General features: G+C 73.0%; 17 protein-coding genes. 5 read left to right on the top strand and 12 right to left on the bottom strand.

Going from position 1 to position 17243, the window contains the following annotated elements:
* Positions 1–163: 163 nt before the first annotated feature.
* The gene (locus tag ACYVOO_RS25115; RefSeq protein ID WP_461017950.1) at positions 164–940 is read right to left on the bottom strand and encodes an MBL fold metallo-hydrolase; all 777 of its coding nucleotides are present in this window, start codon (positions 938–940) and stop codon (positions 164–166) included.
* A 304-nt stretch (positions 941–1244) separates the two neighbouring features.
* Here ACYVOO_RS25115 and ACYVOO_RS25110 point away from each other — a divergent pair, with 304 nt between their 5' ends.
* Entirely contained in the window at positions 1245–1874 is a 630-nt protein-coding gene (locus ACYVOO_RS25110) for an LAETG motif-containing sortase-dependent surface protein (RefSeq protein ID WP_461017949.1), read from the top strand.
* A 504-nt stretch (positions 1875–2378) separates the two neighbouring features.
* On the opposite strand, the gene ACYVOO_RS25105 is transcribed toward ACYVOO_RS25110, so the two are convergent.
* From ACYVOO_RS25105 to ACYVOO_RS25090, 4 genes are all read right to left on the bottom strand, one after another.
* Positions 2379–3023, bottom strand: coding sequence for a response regulator transcription factor (locus tag ACYVOO_RS25105; protein WP_461017948.1), 645 nt, complete (start codon positions 3021–3023; stop codon positions 2379–2381).
* Entirely contained in the window at positions 3014–4759 is a 1746-nt protein-coding gene (locus tag ACYVOO_RS25100; RefSeq protein WP_461017947.1) for a sensor histidine kinase, read from the bottom strand. The genes ACYVOO_RS25105 and ACYVOO_RS25100 overlap by 10 nt, the downstream gene beginning before the upstream one ends.
* A gap of 95 nt (positions 4760–4854) precedes the next feature.
* The gene (locus ACYVOO_RS25095) at positions 4855–6387 is read right to left on the bottom strand and encodes a sensor histidine kinase (RefSeq protein ID WP_461017946.1); all 1533 of its coding nucleotides are present in this window, start codon (positions 6385–6387) and stop codon (positions 4855–4857) included.
* 304 nt (positions 6388–6691) lie between these two features.
* On the bottom strand, positions 6692–7315 hold the full coding sequence (locus ACYVOO_RS25090; RefSeq protein ID WP_461017945.1) for a hypothetical protein: 624 nt from the start codon (positions 7313–7315) through the stop codon (positions 6692–6694).
* A 317-nt stretch (positions 7316–7632) separates the two neighbouring features.
* Between ACYVOO_RS25090 and ACYVOO_RS25085 the strand changes: the two genes are divergently transcribed.
* The gene (locus ACYVOO_RS25085) at positions 7633–10308 is read left to right on the top strand and encodes an ATP-dependent Clp protease ATP-binding subunit (RefSeq protein ID WP_461017944.1); all 2676 of its coding nucleotides are present in this window, start codon (positions 7633–7635) and stop codon (positions 10306–10308) included.
* Between the two features lie 94 nt (positions 10309–10402).
* Here ACYVOO_RS25085 and ACYVOO_RS25080 read toward each other — a convergent pair whose 3' ends face one another.
* The gene (locus ACYVOO_RS25080; protein ID WP_453345879.1) at positions 10403–10639 is read right to left on the bottom strand and encodes a chaplin; all 237 of its coding nucleotides are present in this window, start codon (positions 10637–10639) and stop codon (positions 10403–10405) included.
* Between the two features lie 172 nt (positions 10640–10811).
* Here ACYVOO_RS25080 and ACYVOO_RS25075 point away from each other — a divergent pair, with 172 nt between their 5' ends.
* Positions 10812–11660 carry a PTS sugar transporter subunit IIA gene (locus ACYVOO_RS25075; protein WP_461017943.1) on the top strand — a complete coding sequence of 283 codons (849 nt, stop codon included), beginning with the start codon at positions 10812–10814 and terminating at the stop codon, positions 11658–11660.
* Positions 11661–11677: 17 nt separating this feature from the next.
* Entirely contained in the window at positions 11678–13285 is a 1608-nt protein-coding gene (locus tag ACYVOO_RS25070; RefSeq protein WP_461017942.1) for a PTS ascorbate transporter subunit IIC, read from the top strand.
* A 40-nt stretch (positions 13286–13325) separates the two neighbouring features.
* Here the strand turns inward: ACYVOO_RS25070 and fdhA are convergent, their stop codons facing one another.
* Both fdhA and ACYVOO_RS25060 read right to left on the bottom strand, forming a co-directional pair.
* Positions 13326–14552: a formaldehyde dehydrogenase, glutathione-independent gene (fdhA, locus tag ACYVOO_RS25065; protein ID WP_461017941.1), complete on the bottom strand. Its 1227-nt coding sequence runs from the start codon at positions 14550–14552 to the stop codon at positions 13326–13328.
* Positions 14553–14653: 101 nt separating this feature from the next.
* Positions 14654–15061 carry a hypothetical protein gene (locus ACYVOO_RS25060; protein WP_461018118.1) on the bottom strand — a complete coding sequence of 136 codons (408 nt, stop codon included), beginning with the start codon at positions 15059–15061 and terminating at the stop codon, positions 14654–14656.
* Positions 15062–15208: 147 nt separating this feature from the next.
* On the opposite strand from ACYVOO_RS25060, the gene ACYVOO_RS25055 reads away from it, so the two are divergent.
* Entirely contained in the window at positions 15209–15538 is a 330-nt protein-coding gene (locus ACYVOO_RS25055; protein ID WP_461017940.1) for a DUF952 domain-containing protein, read from the top strand.
* Between the two features lie 87 nt (positions 15539–15625).
* Here ACYVOO_RS25055 and ACYVOO_RS25050 read toward each other — a convergent pair whose 3' ends face one another.
* The 4 genes from ACYVOO_RS25050 to ACYVOO_RS25035 are packed head-to-tail and all read right to left on the bottom strand — an operon-like array spanning position 15626 to position 17052.
* Positions 15626–16114 (bottom strand): hypothetical protein, encoded by a 489-nt coding sequence (locus ACYVOO_RS25050; RefSeq protein WP_461017939.1) that lies wholly within the window; start codon positions 16112–16114, stop codon positions 15626–15628.
* 31 nt (positions 16115–16145) lie between these two features.
* Positions 16146–16442: a hypothetical protein gene (locus tag ACYVOO_RS25045; protein WP_461017938.1), complete on the bottom strand. Its 297-nt coding sequence runs from the start codon at positions 16440–16442 to the stop codon at positions 16146–16148.
* Positions 16439–16804 (bottom strand): hypothetical protein, encoded by a 366-nt coding sequence (locus ACYVOO_RS25040; RefSeq protein WP_461017937.1) that lies wholly within the window; start codon positions 16802–16804, stop codon positions 16439–16441. Before ACYVOO_RS25040 ends, ACYVOO_RS25045 begins: the two co-directional genes overlap by 4 nt.
* A complete protein-coding gene (locus ACYVOO_RS25035; RefSeq protein WP_461017936.1) occupies positions 16801–17052 on the bottom strand; it encodes a hypothetical protein in 252 nt (83 codons plus the stop codon). The genes ACYVOO_RS25040 and ACYVOO_RS25035 overlap by 4 nt, the downstream gene beginning before the upstream one ends.
* Positions 17053–17243 lie beyond the last annotated feature (191 nt).

Below are 17243 nucleotides of genomic sequence, written 5' to 3'. Positions count from 1 at the left end.
TCGTGGCGGCCTCCCGGGAGCCTCCCGGGGCCCCGGGACCCGCCCGCGGGTCCTCTCGGGGTCCGCCGCCCTGCGGCGCCCCGTGCCGCCGTACGCCGTGCCGCGCCCGCGCCTGCTCCGCCCAGGTGACGGGCCCGGCCCCGCCCAGGTGACCGGCCCCGCGTCACGCCTTCTCGTACGCCTCCTGCGCCGCAGCCCGCGCCGGGCCGCTGTGCGCGGGGCCGTGTCCGGGGAGCAGGGTGTCGGCCGCCAGCTCCGCGAGCACCGACAGGGACTCGCGGGCCCGCTCCCGGTGCGCGTCGAACATCCGCGGCAGCAACTGCGGGCCGCGCACGCGCGAGGTCGGATGCCCGGTCACCAGCGCGTCTCCGGTGATCAGCACACCGGCGTGCGGCAGGTGGAAGGCGGTGTGCCCGTCCGTATGACCAGGGGTGGCGACGGGCACCGGGCGCCCTGGCAGGTCGAGGGGGCCCTCGCCGGGGAAGGGGCGCGGATCGCTGACGGGTGTCTCCCGCTTGCCGCCCGCGCGCAGCGAGTGGAGCGCCCAGCCGGGTACTGAGGGGCGCCACATGTTGGCGAGGACGGTGGCGGTGGAGATCTGCTGGAGCACGTCCCTGCGCGCGTTCGCCAGTTCCGCGGCGTGCGCGAGAACGGGGACCCCGGCAGCCCGGCTCAGCTCTTCGGCCGAGCCGATGTGGTCGCTGTGGGCGTGGGTGACGAGCACGGCGGCTATGTCACCGGTCCCGTGCCCGGTCTCGGCCAGCGCCCGGTGGAGGAGGGCGCGGTCGGCGGGGTAGCCGGTGTCGACGAGCGTGACCTGGCCGCCCTCGCAGAGCATGACCCAGTTCGTACTGCCCCCGCGGACGAGGAAGACGCCGGGCGCGACCTCGGACAGATGCGGCGACGATGGAGGTGTCGGCGGTGTCGGCGGTGTCGGCATGGAGGCTCCGGTTCTGCGCCGTGCGCGGCGCGGGCGCGGGCGGCGCGGGACGTGGGCGGGGGCGGGGGCGGCCACGGAGAGGTTAGCGCTCGGCGCACCGCTTCCCGCACGGTTCCGGTTCCGATCGGCGCGACCCGTCCCGGTCCGGCGCGGAGCCCTGAACTGCTGCTTCCCCAGGGCCTGTTGACGGTTTTCGGGGTTGACGGGTGCGCGGGTTCTGGTGGGAGTAGCGTGCGGGCCTTGTACGACTGGTTCCGCACGGTTTCCGCATGATTTCCCCAGGAAGATCCGGAAGGATGTTGGCATGACAGCAAGGCGCGGCAGATGGGCCGGTGTGGCCGCTCTCACGGTGGCCACGGTGGCGGGCGCGGGCATGGTCGCGGCCCCGGCCTCCGCACACACCCCGGAGTGGAAGGTGGACTGCTCGTCGGTCTCGGTCGATCTGACCAACTACGACGCGGACTCCCGCAACACGGTCGAGATCCAGGCGGACGGCAAGGAGGCCCTGCCGGTCCAGGAGTTCGGGAAGTCGTTCCAGAAGAAGCTGGACCTGCCCGAGCACAGCAAGGAGATGGAGGTCCGCCTGATCGTCGTGGCGGGCGACGACGACAAGTTCTCGCGGGACGAGACGAAGACGTCCCCGGTCTGCGACGACGAGACCCCGCCGCCCTCGCCCAGCACCTCGCCCAGCGACTCGGCCAGCCCCTCGCCGAGTCCGAGCACGAGCGCCCCCGCCTCGCCGTCCGGGAAGCCGTCCAGCAGCGCGCCGGCGGCCGAGCCCGCCGGCGGCGGCAACAGTCCGGCCCCCGCGGACCTGGCGGAGACGGGCTCCTCCAACAACACGCTGGTGCTGGCGGGCGTCGCGGGCACCGTGGTCCTGGCGGGCGCCGGGATGGTGGTCGTGGCCCGTAAGCGCCGCTCGGCGCGGGACTGACGCCGACGGGGCCCCGCCGGAACGCGCGCACCATGGTTGTTGTACGTTAAACAGAGTCGGCGCAGCGGGCCGCTGAGCGAACGTCCGGCCCCGTCGCCCCACAGGCTGGCGCTGGCCAGGTTCCCCCCGTCCTGGCCAGCGCCCCCCCCCTTTTTCAGCTCGCCCTTTTCTCGCCGCGCCTCCCTGCCACGCCTTCCCGGCGCGCGCCCCTTTCCCGCGTTTCTCGCCGCGCCTCTTCCCCGCGCCCCGCGTCGGGCCGCATCCTGGGGCGTCGCGCACCGCCCTCGGACGTCTGACCAGCGGCCCCGAGACCCCGGACCGGTGATCCGGAACCCGCGCCGTGGATTTCAGGGCTAGCCCTGATGCCGCCCGCGCCGCCGTTCCCTAACGTTGTTCTCACCAGCACCGCTCCGCGGAGGACCTCGGGGGATTCGGGGGAAGGCCCTCCGCGGAGAGGTGCGATGGGCAGGCCGGTGTCGGGGGCGCCGGCGTGTGGCTCGGCTCTCAGGAGCGCAGGTACGTGAGCACCGCCCTCACCCGGCGGTGCTCCGTCACATCCGTCTCCAGCCGCAGCTTGATGAAGATGTTCCGCACATGGGTCTCCACGGTCTTGTCGCCGATGACCAACTGCCGGGCGATGGCCTCGTTGGACCGGCCCTCGGCCATCAGGGCCAGCACGTCGCGCTCGCGGCCCGTCAGCTCGCCGAGCGGTCCGGCCCTGCGCGGTCTGTCCATCAGCCGGGCGACGACCTCGGGATCCACGACGGTCCCTCCGGCGCCGATCCGTCTCAGCGCCTCGCACAGCTCGCCCGCGTCGGCGACCCGGTCCTTGAGGAGGTAGCCGAATCCGTTCGGGTCCCGCGCCAGCGCGCGCACGGTGCTGGTGGACTCCACGTACTGCGACAGCAGCAGCACGCCCGTACCGGGATGGCGGGCGCGGATCTCCGCCGCCGCGCGGATGCCCTCGTCTGTGTGGGTCGGCGGCATGCGGATGTCCAGCAGCACGACGTCGGGCCGGTGCGTCCCGACCAGCGCGAGCAGCGGCTCCGCGTCCCCGCAGTGCGCGGGCACCTCGATGCCCTCGTCCGTGAGGAGCCTGACGATCCCCTCCCGCAGAATCGCCGAGTCCTCGGCCACGATCACCCGCAAGGCAGCTCCGCCCTGATCCTCGTCCCGCCGCCGGCGGGGCTGTCCAACTGCAAGACGCCGTCCACCGCCGCGAGCCGGTCGGCCAGCCCGCGCAGCCCGCTGCCGCGCGCGGTGTCGGCGCCGCCTATGCCGTCGTCGACGGTCTCGACCACGAGCCGCTCGCCGTCGTGCCGTGCCGAGACGCTGACCGCCTTCGCCCGCGCGTGCTTCGCCGCGTTCGTCAGCGCCTCGCAGACCGTGAAGTACGCGGTCGACTCGACGACGGGGTCGTAGCGCCGCGGATCGACCGTCACCACGACCGGCAGCGTCGCCTGCTCCGCCAGTTCCATGAGCGCGGGGCCGAGGCCCTCGCGGGTGAGGACGGCGGGGTGGATGCCGTGGGCGACCCCGCGCAGATCCTCCAGCGCGAGCCGCAGACTGTGCTCGACCTCGTGCACCGAGCGGCGCAGCTTCTCGTCCGGATGGTCGGCCACCCCCTTCTCCACGCGCCGCAGCGCCATCAGCGCGAAGACGAGCCGGGCCTGCGCGCCGTCGTGCAGGTCCCGCTCCAGGCGCTGGCGCTCGGTGTCGGCGGCGCGCACGATGCGCGAGGTGACCTCGCGCGCCTCGGTGCGCAGCCAGACGTTCTCCAGCCCGAGCCGCAGGGACGCGGCGACAGCGTCCAGCAGCTCGGGGTCCTCCGCCAGCGCGGGATCGTGCCGCAGCAGCGCCAGCGGCGTGCCACGGGAGGAGTCCACGCGGGTGGCGCCCGCCGAGCCCGTCTCCACGGTGCGCTCCTCGCCGTCGACGTACGCGCCGCGCTCCTCCCGCCACAGCCCGAGCCGCAGCGACGGATCGCCCAGCAGCCTGGCCAGCACCTCGCGCAGCCGTCCGGGCGTCGGCTCGGCGCCCACCTCCATGACCAGGCCGCTCACCTCGGCGCGCTGCAACTGCATCCGCAGCAGCCCGGTGAGGAAGGCGAGCGGAACGCCCACCTGGGAGAGGTCGGAGAGTACGTAGACGGCCTGCTTCACCGGGTCGCTCATGCCGGGCAGCAGATACAGGACCAGGTCCCACAGTACGAAGGACGTCGCGATGACGACGGCGATCCAGGCCGGGAGCAGAGCGCGGCGCCTGGCCACCGTCGCATGCCGCCAGCGCCGGACGATCAGGGTCACCATCACGGCGGAGAGGATCCAGCTCAGCCCCCGGTAGGTGGCGTCCACGGTGTGGAACAGGTCCGTGGCTGCGGGCACCAGCAGCGGGTTGGGCCCGCAGCTCGGGCAGTCCAGGTAGGTGGCGTCCGTCATGAGGGCCGGGTCGAACGTCATGGTGCGCAGCAGCCCGCCGACGGCCACGAGCCCGTACGCGACGATGACGGTGCGGCGCCGGAGCGGCGTCGGGAGGCGGCCGTCCGGGAACGACATGATCAGGTGGGCGAGCACCGCCATGTTCAGCGCCTCGCCCCAGGAACCGAGGACGAACAGCGCGGGCACGTGGGTGCCCTGGAGATTGCCGAGGAACCAGGTGACGCCCATGGCGACCATGAGCGGCCCGGTGCGGTTGCCCGGCCTGCGCCACCACGCCACGAGACCGGCGCCCGAGTAGGCCAAGCCGACGGACAGGTCCTGCACCACGTCCGTGGGTGAGCCGCCGACTCGCGCGTACGACCAGCTCCCGGTCGCGCCCGCGACGGCGGCCAACGCCCCGGCCACGGCCAGCCGCACCCTCAGAAGCCGGGTTCCCTCCCTGTTCACGGGCCACACGCTAAGGCATGACGGGGCGCGGACAAGCATCGCGTGCGCCGGACCCCGGGCTCACGCGGACGGGAACGCGGCCCGGTGCGCGGGTCTCAGCCGTCGCGGGGGCCGCCGTCGGAGCCGCTGTCGGGGTCGTGGCGGGGGCCGTCGGGCGGAGGCCCGTCCTCCGCGCGAGGCGCTTCCGCCGAGGCGGCCGGGTCCTGGGCCGCGGCCGGGGCGGGGAGGGTGATGGCGACGCGGAAGCCGCCGTCGGGGCGCGGGCCCGTCTCGATCGTGCCGCCCACCAGCCGGACGCGTTCGCCCAGCCCGATCAGTCCGTGCCCGCCGCTGGGCAGCAGCGGCTCCTCCTCGGCGCCGGGCGACGAGCCGGGGCGCGGCGCGGACCGCCCGGGCCGCGCGTTGACCACGCTGACGTGCAGCGCCTCGGCGCCGTGCGCGAGCCGTACCTCGGTGTCGGCGCCCGCCGCGTGCTTGTGCACGTTGGTCAGCGCCTCCTGGACGACGCGGTACGCGGCACGCTCCGCCGCGTCGGGCAGCGCGCGTGGCTCGCCCTCGACACGCAGCACCGCCTTGAGCCCGGCCGCGCGGGAGGCGTCGACGAGGGCGGGGATCTGCTCCAGTCCGGGACGCGGCCGTCGGGCGGTGCGCTGCCCGCCGTCGCCGCTGTCGCCGTCGCCCGTGCCGTCCTTGCCGTCCGGGGTGCCTTCGCCGGTGCGTCCGTCACCGTCGGCGGGACGGGCGTCCTCGTCCGGGCCGCGCCGCAGGACGCCGATCATCTCGCGCAGTTCGTCCAGCGCCTGCCGTCCCGCCGTGCGGATGGTGACCGCTGCCTCCCTGGTCACCTCGGGGTCGTGGGCCACGACCTCCAGCGCGTTCGCGTGGACGACCATCAGGCTCACCTGGTGGGAGACCACGTCGTGCATCTCGCCCGCGATCCGGGTGCGTTCCTCGACGCGCGCCGCCTCGGCGATCAGCGACTGCTCGCGCTCCGCGCGTTCGGCACGCTCCACGAGCGCCGCGAGCATGGCCCGCCGCGCATCGGCGTACAGGCCGATGACCAGGGGAAGCAGCACCTGGAGCACGTAGCGCAACAGCACCCACGTCACGAGGTCGCGCAGGCCGAAGCCGGGCTGGGTCCACGGCGCGAGGGCGAGGAACCCGACGACCGCCGAGCCCCAGACCACCGCGCGGTGCCTCGTGCCCCGGTACGCGCCGACCGCGTAGAAGGCGAAGGGACAGACGAAGGACGACATCTGCGTCACGGCGGCCACCAGGGCCACCCCGGCGACGGCCTCCGGGAAACGGCGCCGCAGCAGCAGCGGCAGCGAGACGAGCGCGGCCAGGCAGTGGTTGAGCCACGGTTCGTTCGCGGGGCCCAGCATCGGGTTCTGGACGCTGTTCACGACCGACAGGAACGTGACCAGCGCGGTGACCCAGAGGTCGGTGATGACGGGGTGGCGCAGCCGCCGCCACGCGCGGACGCCGGGGGATCGCGTGCCACCCAGTCCGGCGGGGCCCGCGCCGGGGAGGCGTCCGGCGCGTCTGGGCTCCGGTGCCTGGTGGGGGCTTTCGTGCCGGGCCGCTGCTGTCGCCGTGTGCCCGGCGTGGGCTTCGCTCGTGTCCACGTGTGCGGTGCTTCTGTCCGTTCTCGTGAGTCGGCCCCGCGTGTGTCCCCGGTGCGGTGGCTCGTGGTGCTGCCGTGCTCGGTGGCCGGGGTGCCAGGCGCGGGACGCGGGTACCCGTACGGCCAACACCGAGGGTAGTCAGCGGGTTCACGGACCGCCGTCCGGGGTCCGGGGCCGCACCGGGCCCGGCGTCACCGTACCGGCATCGCGCCGGGAGAGCACACACGTCGGCACACCTGCTCAGGGGGCCCGGCCGTGTGCCGGGCCCCCTGGTCACCGTCTCAACGGCTCGCCGCCCGCGCGGTCACAGCCGTACCCGCACACCCTGGGGTGCGTGCCGCCGTACGGCCTGGCCCAGCGCCTCGCGGTCGATGCCGTTGCCGAAGGGGACCAGCAGGGCCGCGCCGTCCCCCGTACGTCGCCACTTCGCTAAACGGTCGACGCCCTCGACGCTGACTCCGTCGACGACCCACAGCCGCAGCCAGCCGGGATCGGGCCCGAGGCCGACGCTCTCGCGGCGGTCGCGCTCCATCATCTGCCCGAAGGGCCGCGCCGAGACCGGGCGTCCGTGATCCAGCCTGCGTACGTAGCGCCACGGGATGTGGAAGGCGGGCCGCCCGTCGCATCGCGCTATCATCCCGCGCCCGTCGAACCCGACGGCGTCCGGCGTGCGGTAGGCCACGCGCAGCCGACGCAGCCCCCGCACCGCGCCCACTCCGATCAGCAGCCACAGGAAGAGGAAGAGCAGGATGCCGGGGCCGGCTCCCGTCCGCTCCATGACCGTGACGGCGAGCACGACGGGTACGGCGGCGTAGAAACCGGTGATGCCGAGCGCGGTCCACGAGGGCCGGACGGGCTCGCGCACGAAGAGGTCGCCCGGGCCGAATTCAGGTGGCGGCCGGAAGACAGTGGAGCGAAGACTGTTCACGGCAGTCAGCGTGCCATGACAGGGCCGTCCCTTTCTCCGGCAACACGGGAATCAACTGCCCCTGCCGTAACGGGCATTTGCCCCGGGCAGTCGCCCCCCCGTGCGGCGTGCGGCGGCGGCGCCACCGCGCCACCCCCGGCCACCACGCGCGCCACCCTCCCCGTGCGTCGCCACCCGGACACCCGCCGTAGCGGACATTTCGCCGGTCCATGACGTGTCACCACCCCGCGTACGGGAACTCCGGCCCCAGAGGTCACACGCACCAAGCGACACCGAGTCGGCGCGGCGCGAGCGCCGTACCGACGGGACGGAGCCCTATGACCAGCGGGTACACGGGCCCCGGAGAGCACGGCCGGGACCCGCTCGGAGAGTTTCTCGCGCGTTTCCTCGGCGCCACACCACCGGGCGGACAGCCGGGCGGACAGTCAGGTGGGCGGTCAGGCGGTCAGCCGGGCGCGCAGGGGTGGCAGGGGAACGACCCCCGGCCCTTCGACTTCCTGCGGATGATGAGCGAGCCCGCGCGGCAGTTGCTCTCCGAGGCGACCTCCTACGCGGCCGAGCACGGCAGCGCCGATCTCGACACCGAGCACCTGCTCCGCGCGGCCCTCGCGGCCGAACCCACGCGCAGCATGGTGGCCAGGACGGGCGCCGACCCCGACGCGCTGGCCGCCGAGATCGACCGGCAGGCCGGGGAAGGACCCCTGCGCACCTCGATCTCGGTGAGCCCCGCCGTCAAGCGCGCGCTGATGGACGCGCACGACATCGGCCGCTCGCGGGGAGCCCCGTACATCGGACCCGAGCACGTGCTCGTCGCGCTGGCCGCCAACCGCGACTCCACCGCGGGACAGATCCTCGACGCGGCACACTTCGACCCCCGAGGCGCCTCTCGCGGCGCCTCCCAGAGCGGCGCCCACAGGGCACCGGGCGGGCCCGACCCGCAGGCGCCCGGCGCGACGGCGCACAACACCCCGAACCTCGACAAGTACGGGCGTGATCTGACCGACCTGGCCCGCCAGGGGCAGATCGATCCGGTGATCGGCCGGGACGAGGAGATCGAGCAGACCGTCGAGATCCTGGCCAGGCGCGGCAAGAACAACCCCGTCCTCATCGGCGAGGCGGGCGTCGGCAAGACGGCCGTCGTCGAGGGGCTGGCCCAGCGCATCGTCGAGGGCGACGTGCCCGACAACCTGCTCGGGCGGCGCATCGTCCAGATCGACTTCGGGGGAGTGGTCGCCGGGACCCGCTACCGGGGCGACTTCGAGGAGCGGCTGAACGACCTCATCAACGAGATCCGCGCCCACTCCGACGAGCTGATCGTGTTCATCGACGAGTTGCACACGGTCGTCGGCGCGGGCACCACCGGGTCCGAGGGCGGCTCCATGGACGCGGGCAACATGCTCAAGCCGCCGCTCGCGCGCGGCGAACTCCACGTCGTCGGCGCGACCACGCTGGAGGAGCACCGCCGCTACATCGAGAAGGACGCGGCGCTCGCCCGCCGCTTCCAGCCCGTCCTGGTCCCCGAGCCGAGCGTCGCCGACGCCGTCGAGATCCTGCGCGGGCTGCGCGACCGGTACGAGGCACACCACCAGGTCCGCTACACCGAGGACGCGCTGCTGGCCGCCGTCGAGATGTCGGACCGCTATCTCTCCGACCGCTTCCTCCCCGACAAGGCCATCGACCTCATCGACCAGGCGGGCGCCCGCGTCAGGCTCCGCCACGCCACCCGGGGCACCGACGTGCGGGCCCTGGAGCGCGAGGCCGAGCAGGTCACCCGCGACAAGGCGCAGGCCGTGGCCGACGAGGACTACGAGAAGGCCACCGAGCTGCGCGACCGCCTCACCGAGCTGGAGCGCGCCATCGGCGAGGACGGCCGCAGGCAGCACGCGCACACCCGCATCGCCGAGGTCACCGTCGAGGACATCGCCGACATCGTCTCCCGGCAGACCGGCATCCCCGTCAGCAGCCTCACCCAGGAGGAACGGGACCGGCTGCTCGGCCTGGAGTCGCATCTGAAGGATCGGGTCATCGGCCAGGACGAGGCGGTCACGGCCGTCGCCGACGCGGTACTGCGCTCCCGCGCCGGACTGGCCAGCCCCGACCGGCCCATCGGCAGCTTCCTGTTCCTCGGCCCCACGGGCGTCGGCAAGACGGAGACGGCGCGTGCGCTGGCCGAGGCGCTTTTCGGCACGGACGACCGGATGGTGCGCCTGGACATGAGCGAGTTCCAGGAGCGGCACACCGTCAGCCGCCTCATCGGAGCCCCGCCCGGGTACGTCGGACACGACGAGGCCGGACAGCTCACGGAGGCGGTGCGCCGCAACCCGTACTCGCTGCTGCTCCTCGACGAGGTGGAGAAGGCGCATCCCGACGTCTTCAACATCCTGCTCCAGGTGCTGGACGACGGGCGGCTGACCGACGCACAGGGCCGCACGGTCGACTTCACCCACACCGTCATCGTCATGACCAGCAACCTCGGTTCCGAGGCGATCACCGGGCGCGGCTCGGTGCTCGGGTTCGGGGGCGGTGGCGGTGCCGGTGGCACCGAGGCCGACGAGGAGGCGCGCAGGGAGCGGGTGCTGCGCCCGCTGCGCGAGCACTTCAGGCCCGAGTTCCTGAACCGCGTCGACGACATCGTGATCTTCCGGCAGCTCGACGACCCGCAGTTGCGGCGGATCACCGACATGCTGCTGGACGACACCCGCCGCCGGATGCGGGCCCAGGACGTGACGGCCGAGTTCAGCGACGAGGCCATCGGCTGGCTCGCCCGGCGCGGCTACCAGCCCGAGTACGGTGCCAGGCCGCTGCGCAGGACCATCCAGCGGGAGGTGGACAACCGGCTGTCCCGGATGCTGCTCGGCGGCGAGTTCGCACCGCACGACCATGTGCGGGTCGGTGTCGAGGACGACCGGCTCGTCTTCCGTACGGAGTCCGGCGAGTCCGGCGCGGCTGCTTCGCACGAGGGGGAGGGAGAGGGGGAGGGGGACACGTCCTGAGCGAGCGGGAAGTGCGCGCGGACACCGCTGAGCGGCCCGTCCTGGAAGGGCTGGAACAGAGGACGGGCCGCTCAGCCGGGGTGCGGGGTGTGCCTCAGTCGTTGACGCAGGTGGCCCCGGACGCCGGGTTCAGCAGGCCCACGACGTTGATGCTGTTGCCGCAGACGTTGACCGGGACGTGCAAGGGAACCTGCACCACGTTGCCGGACAGCACGCCGGGCGAACCGACGGCGGCACCCGCGGCGCCCGCGTCGGCGACGGCGGCACCGGCTCCGCCGATGAGGCCCACGGTGGCCAGGGCGGCAGCGGCGAACGCAGAACGAATGCGCATATTCACTCCGAGGGTTGAAGGTTGTGCGGAGTGACCAGCACACACGCTCGTCACGCGCAAAAGGGCCGATTGGCACGATCGGGGGCGTGTCGCGGTGGGCCGTACGGGTCCTCGGAGCCCACAGGGGGAGTCGGTCGCGCCGGGCGCCGCGTTCCGTGGAACGATCCGTTCCATGGCGACACTGAGTGAACTTCTCCCCATCGAGGCCATCCGTCTCGATGTCCCGGCCGCGGACTGGCGGGAGGCCGTCGAAGCCGCGGGCGCGCTGATGACGGCGACGGGGTCGAGCACCGCCGCGTACACGGCGGAGATGGTCGCGAACGTCGAGGAGAACGGTCCGTACATCGTCATCGCGCCGGGCCTCGCGTTCGCGCACGCCCGCCCGTCGCCCGCCGTACTGCGGACGGGCATGTCCTGGGTGCGGCTCGAAGAGCCCGTCGAGTTCGGGCACGAGGCGAACGACCCGGTCTCCCTCGTCGTCGGCCTCGCCGCGAAGGACTCCGGTGACCACACGGCCGCCATGGCGGCCCTCGCCAGGCTGCTGGCCGACCCGCCGACCGCCGACGCGCTGCGGGACGCGCCGACCCCCGAGGCGCTGCACCTCGCGCTGGGCGGTGGTGGCGAGGGCACGGGCGCTGGCGAGGGCACTGGCACGGGCGCGGCCGGGGGCGGGGGTGGGGACGGGACCGTGGCTGGGGGCCGGGCCGCGCGGAGCGCGCCGGGCGGCGGCCACGGCATGCACAAGATCCTCACCGTGTGCGGAAACGGCGTGGGGACGAGCCTCTTCCTGAAGAACACGCTGGAACGCGTCCTCGACCGCTGGGGCTGGTCGCGGTACGTCACCGTCGAGGCAACGGACACCATCTCGGCCAAGGGCAAGGCGTCCGAGGCGGTCGCCATCCTGACCTCGCGGGAGATCGCCGCAACGCTGGGGGACGTGGGTGTCCCCGTGAAGGTCGTCCAGGACTTCACCAGCACCTCCGAGGTCGACAGCACGCTCCGAGACACCTACGACGTCTGAGGGAAGTACCGGGCACCATGAACTGGCTCGTATCCATCGCCGAGTTCCTCGTCAACGAGATCCTCAGCGAACCCGCGTATCTCATCGGCCTCATCACGGCGGCCGGTCTCATCGCGCTGAAGAAGTCCGTCGGACAGATCGTCGGCGGTGCCATCAAGGCCACGCTGGGCTTTCTGCTGATCAACGCGGGCGCCGGGCTCGTGGTCGACGCGCTCGCGCCCCTGGGCGAGATGATCCAGGGCGCGACGGGGGCACACGGCGTCATCCCGACCAACGAGGCCATCGTCGGCATCGCGCAGGAGCAGTTCGGCGCCCGCGTCGCCTGGCTGATGATCGTGGGCTTCGCGCTGAGCCTGCTGCTGGCGCGGTTCACCCCGCTGCGCTACGTCTTCCTGACGGGCCATCACATGCTGTTCATGGCGACCCTGCTGACGATGGTGCTCGCCATCGCGGGGCTCTCCTCGGCGGTCGTGGTCGTGCTCGGCGGGGTGCTGCTGGGCATCATGCTCGTCTCGATGCCCGCCTTCGCGCACCCGTGGACCAAGCGCGTCACCGGCAACAACAGCATCGCGATCGGCCACTTCGGCACCGCGGGCTACGTCGTCTCGGGCGCGGCGGGGCAACTCGTCGGCAAGCGCAGCCGCAGCACCGAGGACATGAAGCTGCCGGAGGGGCTGCGCTTCCTGCGCGACTCGATGGTGGCCACCGCGCTGTCCATGCTGCTGATCTACGTCGTCCTCGCCGTCGTCTACCTCGTCAAGGCGGGCGAGAAGACGGCGTTCAAGGTCTTCACCGCCGGTGGCGGCGAGGCGGCGACCGACGTCGGCAACTACCTCATGAGCTCCGTCATGCAGGGCCTCCAGTTCGGCATCGCCGTCGCCGTCATCCTCTTCGGCGTCAGGACGATCCTCGGCGAACTGGTGCCCGCCTTCCAGGGCATCGCGCAGAAGGTCGTCCCCGGCGCGGTCCCCTCGCTGGACGCGCCCATCGTCTTCCCGTACGCGCAGAACGCGGTGCTGCTCGGCTTCATCGCCAGCTTCATCGGCGGCCTGGTCAGCCTCGCGCTGCTCTCCGCCGTCTTCGGCCCCGCCTTCGGGCTCGCGCTCGTCCTGCCGGGGCTGGTGCCGCACTTCTTCACGGGCGGCGCGGCCGGGGTCTACGGGAACGCGACGGGCGGCAGGCGCGGCGCCGTTGTGGGCGCCTTCCTCAACGGCGTGCTGATCACCTTCCTGCCCGCCCTGCTGCTCAAGGTGCTCGGCGCCTTCGGCGAGGAGAACACCACGTTCGGGGACGCCGACTTCGGCTGGTTCGGCACCCTCATCGGCAACGCGGCCAAGGTCGGCGACGCGGGCGGCGTCGTCCTGATGCTGGTGATCGGCGCTCTGGTGCTGGCGGGCGCGATCGTGATGCAGAAGCGGGTCGTGGACACCGGCTGGGATCCGGGCGCCCGGCGCGACGCGCTGCTGCCGCGCGAGGAGGAGGACGAGGGCGTTGCGGAGAGCGGCGGTACGAGGGCCGGGGGCACGGGTACCGGTACGGGCACGGCGACGGCCGCGTACGCGAAGATCCGGCCCCCGGCCGGTGCGCCCGTGCCGCCCCCGCCCCCGGAGGACGGCAAGGACTGACGGGGTCGGGGTCGGGGGCGTGGCGTGGCGTGGGCGAGTCTCAGGCCGCGGTGACGCCGTTCAGCGCGCCGTGCGGGTCGAGCACGTACTTGCGGCTCGCCCCCTGGTCGAACTCCGCGTAGCCGCGCGGCGCTTCCTCCAGCGGGATGACGGCGGCGTTGACGGCGCGGGCGATGCGCACCCGGTCGTGGAGTATCGCCATGCTGAGCTGCCGGTGGTACGTCATCACCGGGCACTGACCCGTGGTGAAGCTGTGGCTCTTCGCCCAGCCCAGGCCCAGCCGGACCTTCAGCGAGCCCGTCCGCGCGTCGGCGTCGATGCCGCCCGGGTCCTCGGTGACGTAGAGGCCGGGGACGCCGATGCTGCCGCCCGCGCGGGCCAGCCCCATCAGGGAGTTGAGGACGGTGGCCGGGGCCTCCTCCGCGTCCGCGCCGTGTGCCCTGGCTTCAAACCCGACGGCGTCGACCGCCGCGTCCACCTCCGGTTCGCCGAGCACCTCGGCGATCTGCTCGCCGGGCTCGCCCCGCGTCAGATCGACGGTCTCGCAGCCGAAGCTGCGCGCCTGGGCCAGCCGCTCCGCGTTGAGGTCGCCGACGAAGACGACGGCGGCGCCCAGAAGCTGCGCGGAAGCGGCGGCGGCGAGCCCGACGGGCCCCGCGCCCGCCACGTACACCGTGCTGCCCACCCCGGCCCCCGCGGTGACGGCGCCGTGGAAGCCCGTCGGGAAGATGTCCGAGAGCATCGCGAGGTCCAGCAGCCTCTCGCGCGCGGCCTCGCGGTCCGGGAAGCGGAGCAGGTTGAAGTCCGCGTACGGCACCATCGCGTACTCCGCCTGGCCGCCGACCCAGCCGCCCATGTCCACGTATCCGTACGCGGCGCCTGGCCTGGCCGGGTTGACGTGGAGACAGATGCCGGTCTTGCGCTCCTTGCAGTTGCGGCACCGGCCGCAGGCGATGTTGAAGGGGACGGAGACGATGTCGCCCACCTCGGTGAACTCCACGTCGGGGCCGCGCTCGATCACCTCGCCGGTGATCTCGTGACCGAGCACGAGGTTCTCGGGCGCCGTCGTCCGGCCGCGGACCATGTGCTGGTCGCTGCCGCAGATGTTGGTGGCGAGCACCTTGAGGATCACACCGTGCCGGCAGGTGCGGCCGATGTTCTCCGGCGCCACGCCGGGGCCGTCGCGCAACTCCAGGGACGGATAGTCGATGGTCTGCACCTCCACGGTGCCCGGCTTGAGGTACGCCACTGCCCTGTTGCCGCTCATGTGCTGTCCCTCCGTCGTGGCGTGCTGGGTGCATGGGGCGGTACGTGGGGCGGAGTGTGCTCCCGTCACCCGGTGCTGACCACCCTTCGCGCAACGTTCAACTACCGGAGTCGACGGCGCTCTCGCTTCCCCCGGCGCCCCCGTCCCGCGTCGGCGTACAGCCCCAGCACCGACAGGGCGCCCCAGCCGACGGACACGGCGACGGCCTTCATCCGCTTGTCGCGGTCGGGCAGCGTCGCGCCGAGCAGGAGCGCGTCGCCGAAGTCGGCCGCGACGCGCAGCAGCGCCGCCGTGCGCAGCGCCTCGCCCTCCGGCGCGACCGCCATGGCGACACCGCTCGCGGCATCGCGCCAGGCCAGCGGGCGCAGCGAGATCCCCGTCGCCTCGGCCACCTCTCCCTCGCCGTCGACCAGCCCGGACGGGCGCGCCAGCAGCGTCGGCCACGCGGCCACCGCCACCCCGTACACCGCCGTGGCCACCCCGACGGCCCGCAGCACTCCCACTCCCACTCGCATTCCGACCCTCTCCCTCTTTTCTCTCCTTCTCCGCTGGCCGCGTTGTGGGCCAGGTGTCATGTGTGCCCCGTATCCGGGGTGCGGAGCCGTGGAGGGGGAGGCCTGGTTCACCCGGCCGGGGGAGTGGCATAGCGTCTGCGCATGACGGAACTGCTGCACATCACGGAGCGCGTGCTGTGGGACGCCGCTCGCGAGTCGGGCACGTACGAGATGTCCACACGTGGCCGCACCCTCCACGAGGAGGGGTTCATCCACTGCTCGCTACGGCACCAGTTGCGGTCCGTCGCGGAGATGCTCTACGGCGCCGACACGGACCCGGCCGACCTGGTGGTCCTCGTCATCGACAGCGACCGGCTGACGAACCCGGTGCGCTTCGAGCCGCCCGTACCCGGAGCGGAGGAGAAGTTCCCGCACCTGTACGGGCCGCTGCCGGTCGACGCGGTCGTGAACGTGGAGGAGTGGCACCCGTAGCCGCCCCCCCACGTTCAGAAAGGGGGTGCCTGCCCCGGCCCCGACGCGGGGTCCGGGCGCCGGACGCCGTACTGCCGGGGCAGGCGATCAGGGTGCGACGGTGGTGAGTTGGAGCGCGCGTCCGCCGACGAGGGGTGCGGTGAGGATGACGGCGCGGCCCTCGTGTTGCAGGGCCTTGCCGATGCGGGTGTGGCGGGCCTGCCACCAGTGTCGGGGCGCGAGGAGTGTGCTGAGGCAGTCGCGTGTCTCCCCGTCTACGGCGATCCGTTCGCCCTTCTCGCGCAGGCGGAGGGCGTGGCAGGCGTAGCCGGTCAGCAGCGTCGCGAGGTTGCCTTCCATGATCTCGATGACCTGTCCTGACGGCATGGGGCGGGGGTAGGTGGTGAGGAACGCGGTCCCGTGTGGCAGCTCGTACATGAGGCGTACGGCGCGGTCTTGGATGCGGCGCATCACGAAGTGGGGTGCGTGGCCGTCGAGTACGGCGACGGGGAAGCCCGAGGTGGTGGCCCAGCCGTGAGGGTCGTAGAAGACGTCCTCGGGGTCGGCGGGGATCAGGACGGTGTGGTCACGAGACACGGGGTTGCTCCAGGTCGGTTGCGGGAGAGGGTCACGGATTGCGCACCACGCTCAGGACGGGTGGTGGTGGCTCGGCATCCGGCTCGGGCTCAGATTCGGGTTCGGTGTCGTCGGCGCGGCGTTTTCCGGCGCCGGTGAAGACGGTGATGGCGCGGGCGACGGTCTCGCCGGTGACGTCGGCGCGGATGGCGGCGAGGGGGAGGTAGGCGCCGTGTCCGAGGCACAGCCACACCGGTTCGTGCCAGGGGTAGCGGGCTGTGGGCAGGTAGCGCATGACGGGGCCCACGTGGTCGTCGCCCTCCACCTCGCACCGGGGGCGGGGGGTCACCGCTCCGCCTCCGGTGTCTGCTGGCGTACGGCGTTCAGCGCGGCCCGCAGCGCCTCCGGCGGGGTGCGAGTGTGGTCGTTCCCGCTGAGCCAGTGCACGCCGGGACCCTCTCTGCGCTGCGGCCCTGGCATGAACAGCCACGCCCCGATGCTCAGATACTTGGTGCCCGCCCCGAATCCGCCACCGCTGTCGTACGGGACGAGAAAGACGAGGTCCCCGTCGTCGTAGTAGACCGCCGCAGTGTCGCCGAGCTGAGCGAGCGCCGGTCGGCCCAACGTGGCAGCCATCCGCACCGCGTCCCAGTCGCGTCCGGCGGGCCGCATCTCCCAGCGCATCCGCCCGGGCGGAATCTCCGGCCTCACCGCCCGGCCCCGCTCACATCGTCGCGGGGCCCGTGCTCGGCCCGGATCACGGCGTCCAGCACCACGTACAGCAACCGTGCGTCGGTGAGCCCGTACTCCGCCCAGCCCCGCACCCAGTGGGGGAAGGCCGAGCGGGTGCACCAGCCAGGCGGGACGGTCAGGTGCTGCGCGGTGCTGAGCAGTTGCACCCACGAGGTCTCCGGCACCACCCACCCCCGCGTCGCACCGGGCGGTACCAACCACGTCATCCGGTGCCCGTACGGGTCCCGGATAACCGCCCCCGACTCCCGCCCGAGCCGGGCCAGCACCCGATCCCCCAGATACGTGGGCACTTTGCAGGCGTCCCAGTGCACCCCGGCGGGTTCCAGTGTGGCGGCGAGCCCAGTGGGTGGTGTCCACCGGGCGGTTGATGGTGCGTGCGTCGCGGCGTCCATGACGG

The organism is Streptomyces daliensis (genome assembly GCF_054782395.1).
The sequence above is the reverse complement of the archived record's forward strand: the minus strand, read 5'-3'. Positions and strand labels throughout refer to the sequence as shown.

Bases quoted from the DNA above. Each gene is read 5' to 3' on its own strand.
- ACYVOO_RS25115 (WP_461017950.1), bottom strand. From the start codon at position 940: ATGCCGACACCGCCGACACCGCCGACACCTCCATCGTCGCCGCATCTG.
- ACYVOO_RS25075 (WP_461017943.1), top strand. From the start codon at position 10,812: ATGGCGACACTGAGTGAACTTCTCCCCATCGAGGCCATCCGTCTCGAT.
- fdhA (WP_461017941.1), bottom strand. From the start codon at position 14,552: ATGAGCGGCAACAGGGCAGTGGCGTACCTCAAGCCGGGCACCGTGGAG.
- ACYVOO_RS25035 (WP_461017936.1), bottom strand. From the start codon at position 17,052: ATGACGTGGTTGGTACCGCCCGGTGCGACGCGGGGGTGGGTGGTGCCG.
- ACYVOO_RS25080 (WP_453345879.1), bottom strand. From the start codon at position 10,639: ATGCGCATTCGTTCTGCGTTCGCCGCTGCCGCCCTGGCCACCGTGGGC.
- ACYVOO_RS25055 (WP_461017940.1), top strand. From the start codon at position 15,209: ATGACGGAACTGCTGCACATCACGGAGCGCGTGCTGTGGGACGCCGCT.
- ACYVOO_RS25070 (WP_461017942.1), top strand. From the start codon at position 11,678: ATGAACTGGCTCGTATCCATCGCCGAGTTCCTCGTCAACGAGATCCTC.
- ACYVOO_RS25085 (WP_461017944.1), top strand. From the start codon at position 7,633: ATGACCAGCGGGTACACGGGCCCCGGAGAGCACGGCCGGGACCCGCTC.
- ACYVOO_RS25110 (WP_461017949.1), top strand. From the start codon at position 1,245: ATGACAGCAAGGCGCGGCAGATGGGCCGGTGTGGCCGCTCTCACGGTG.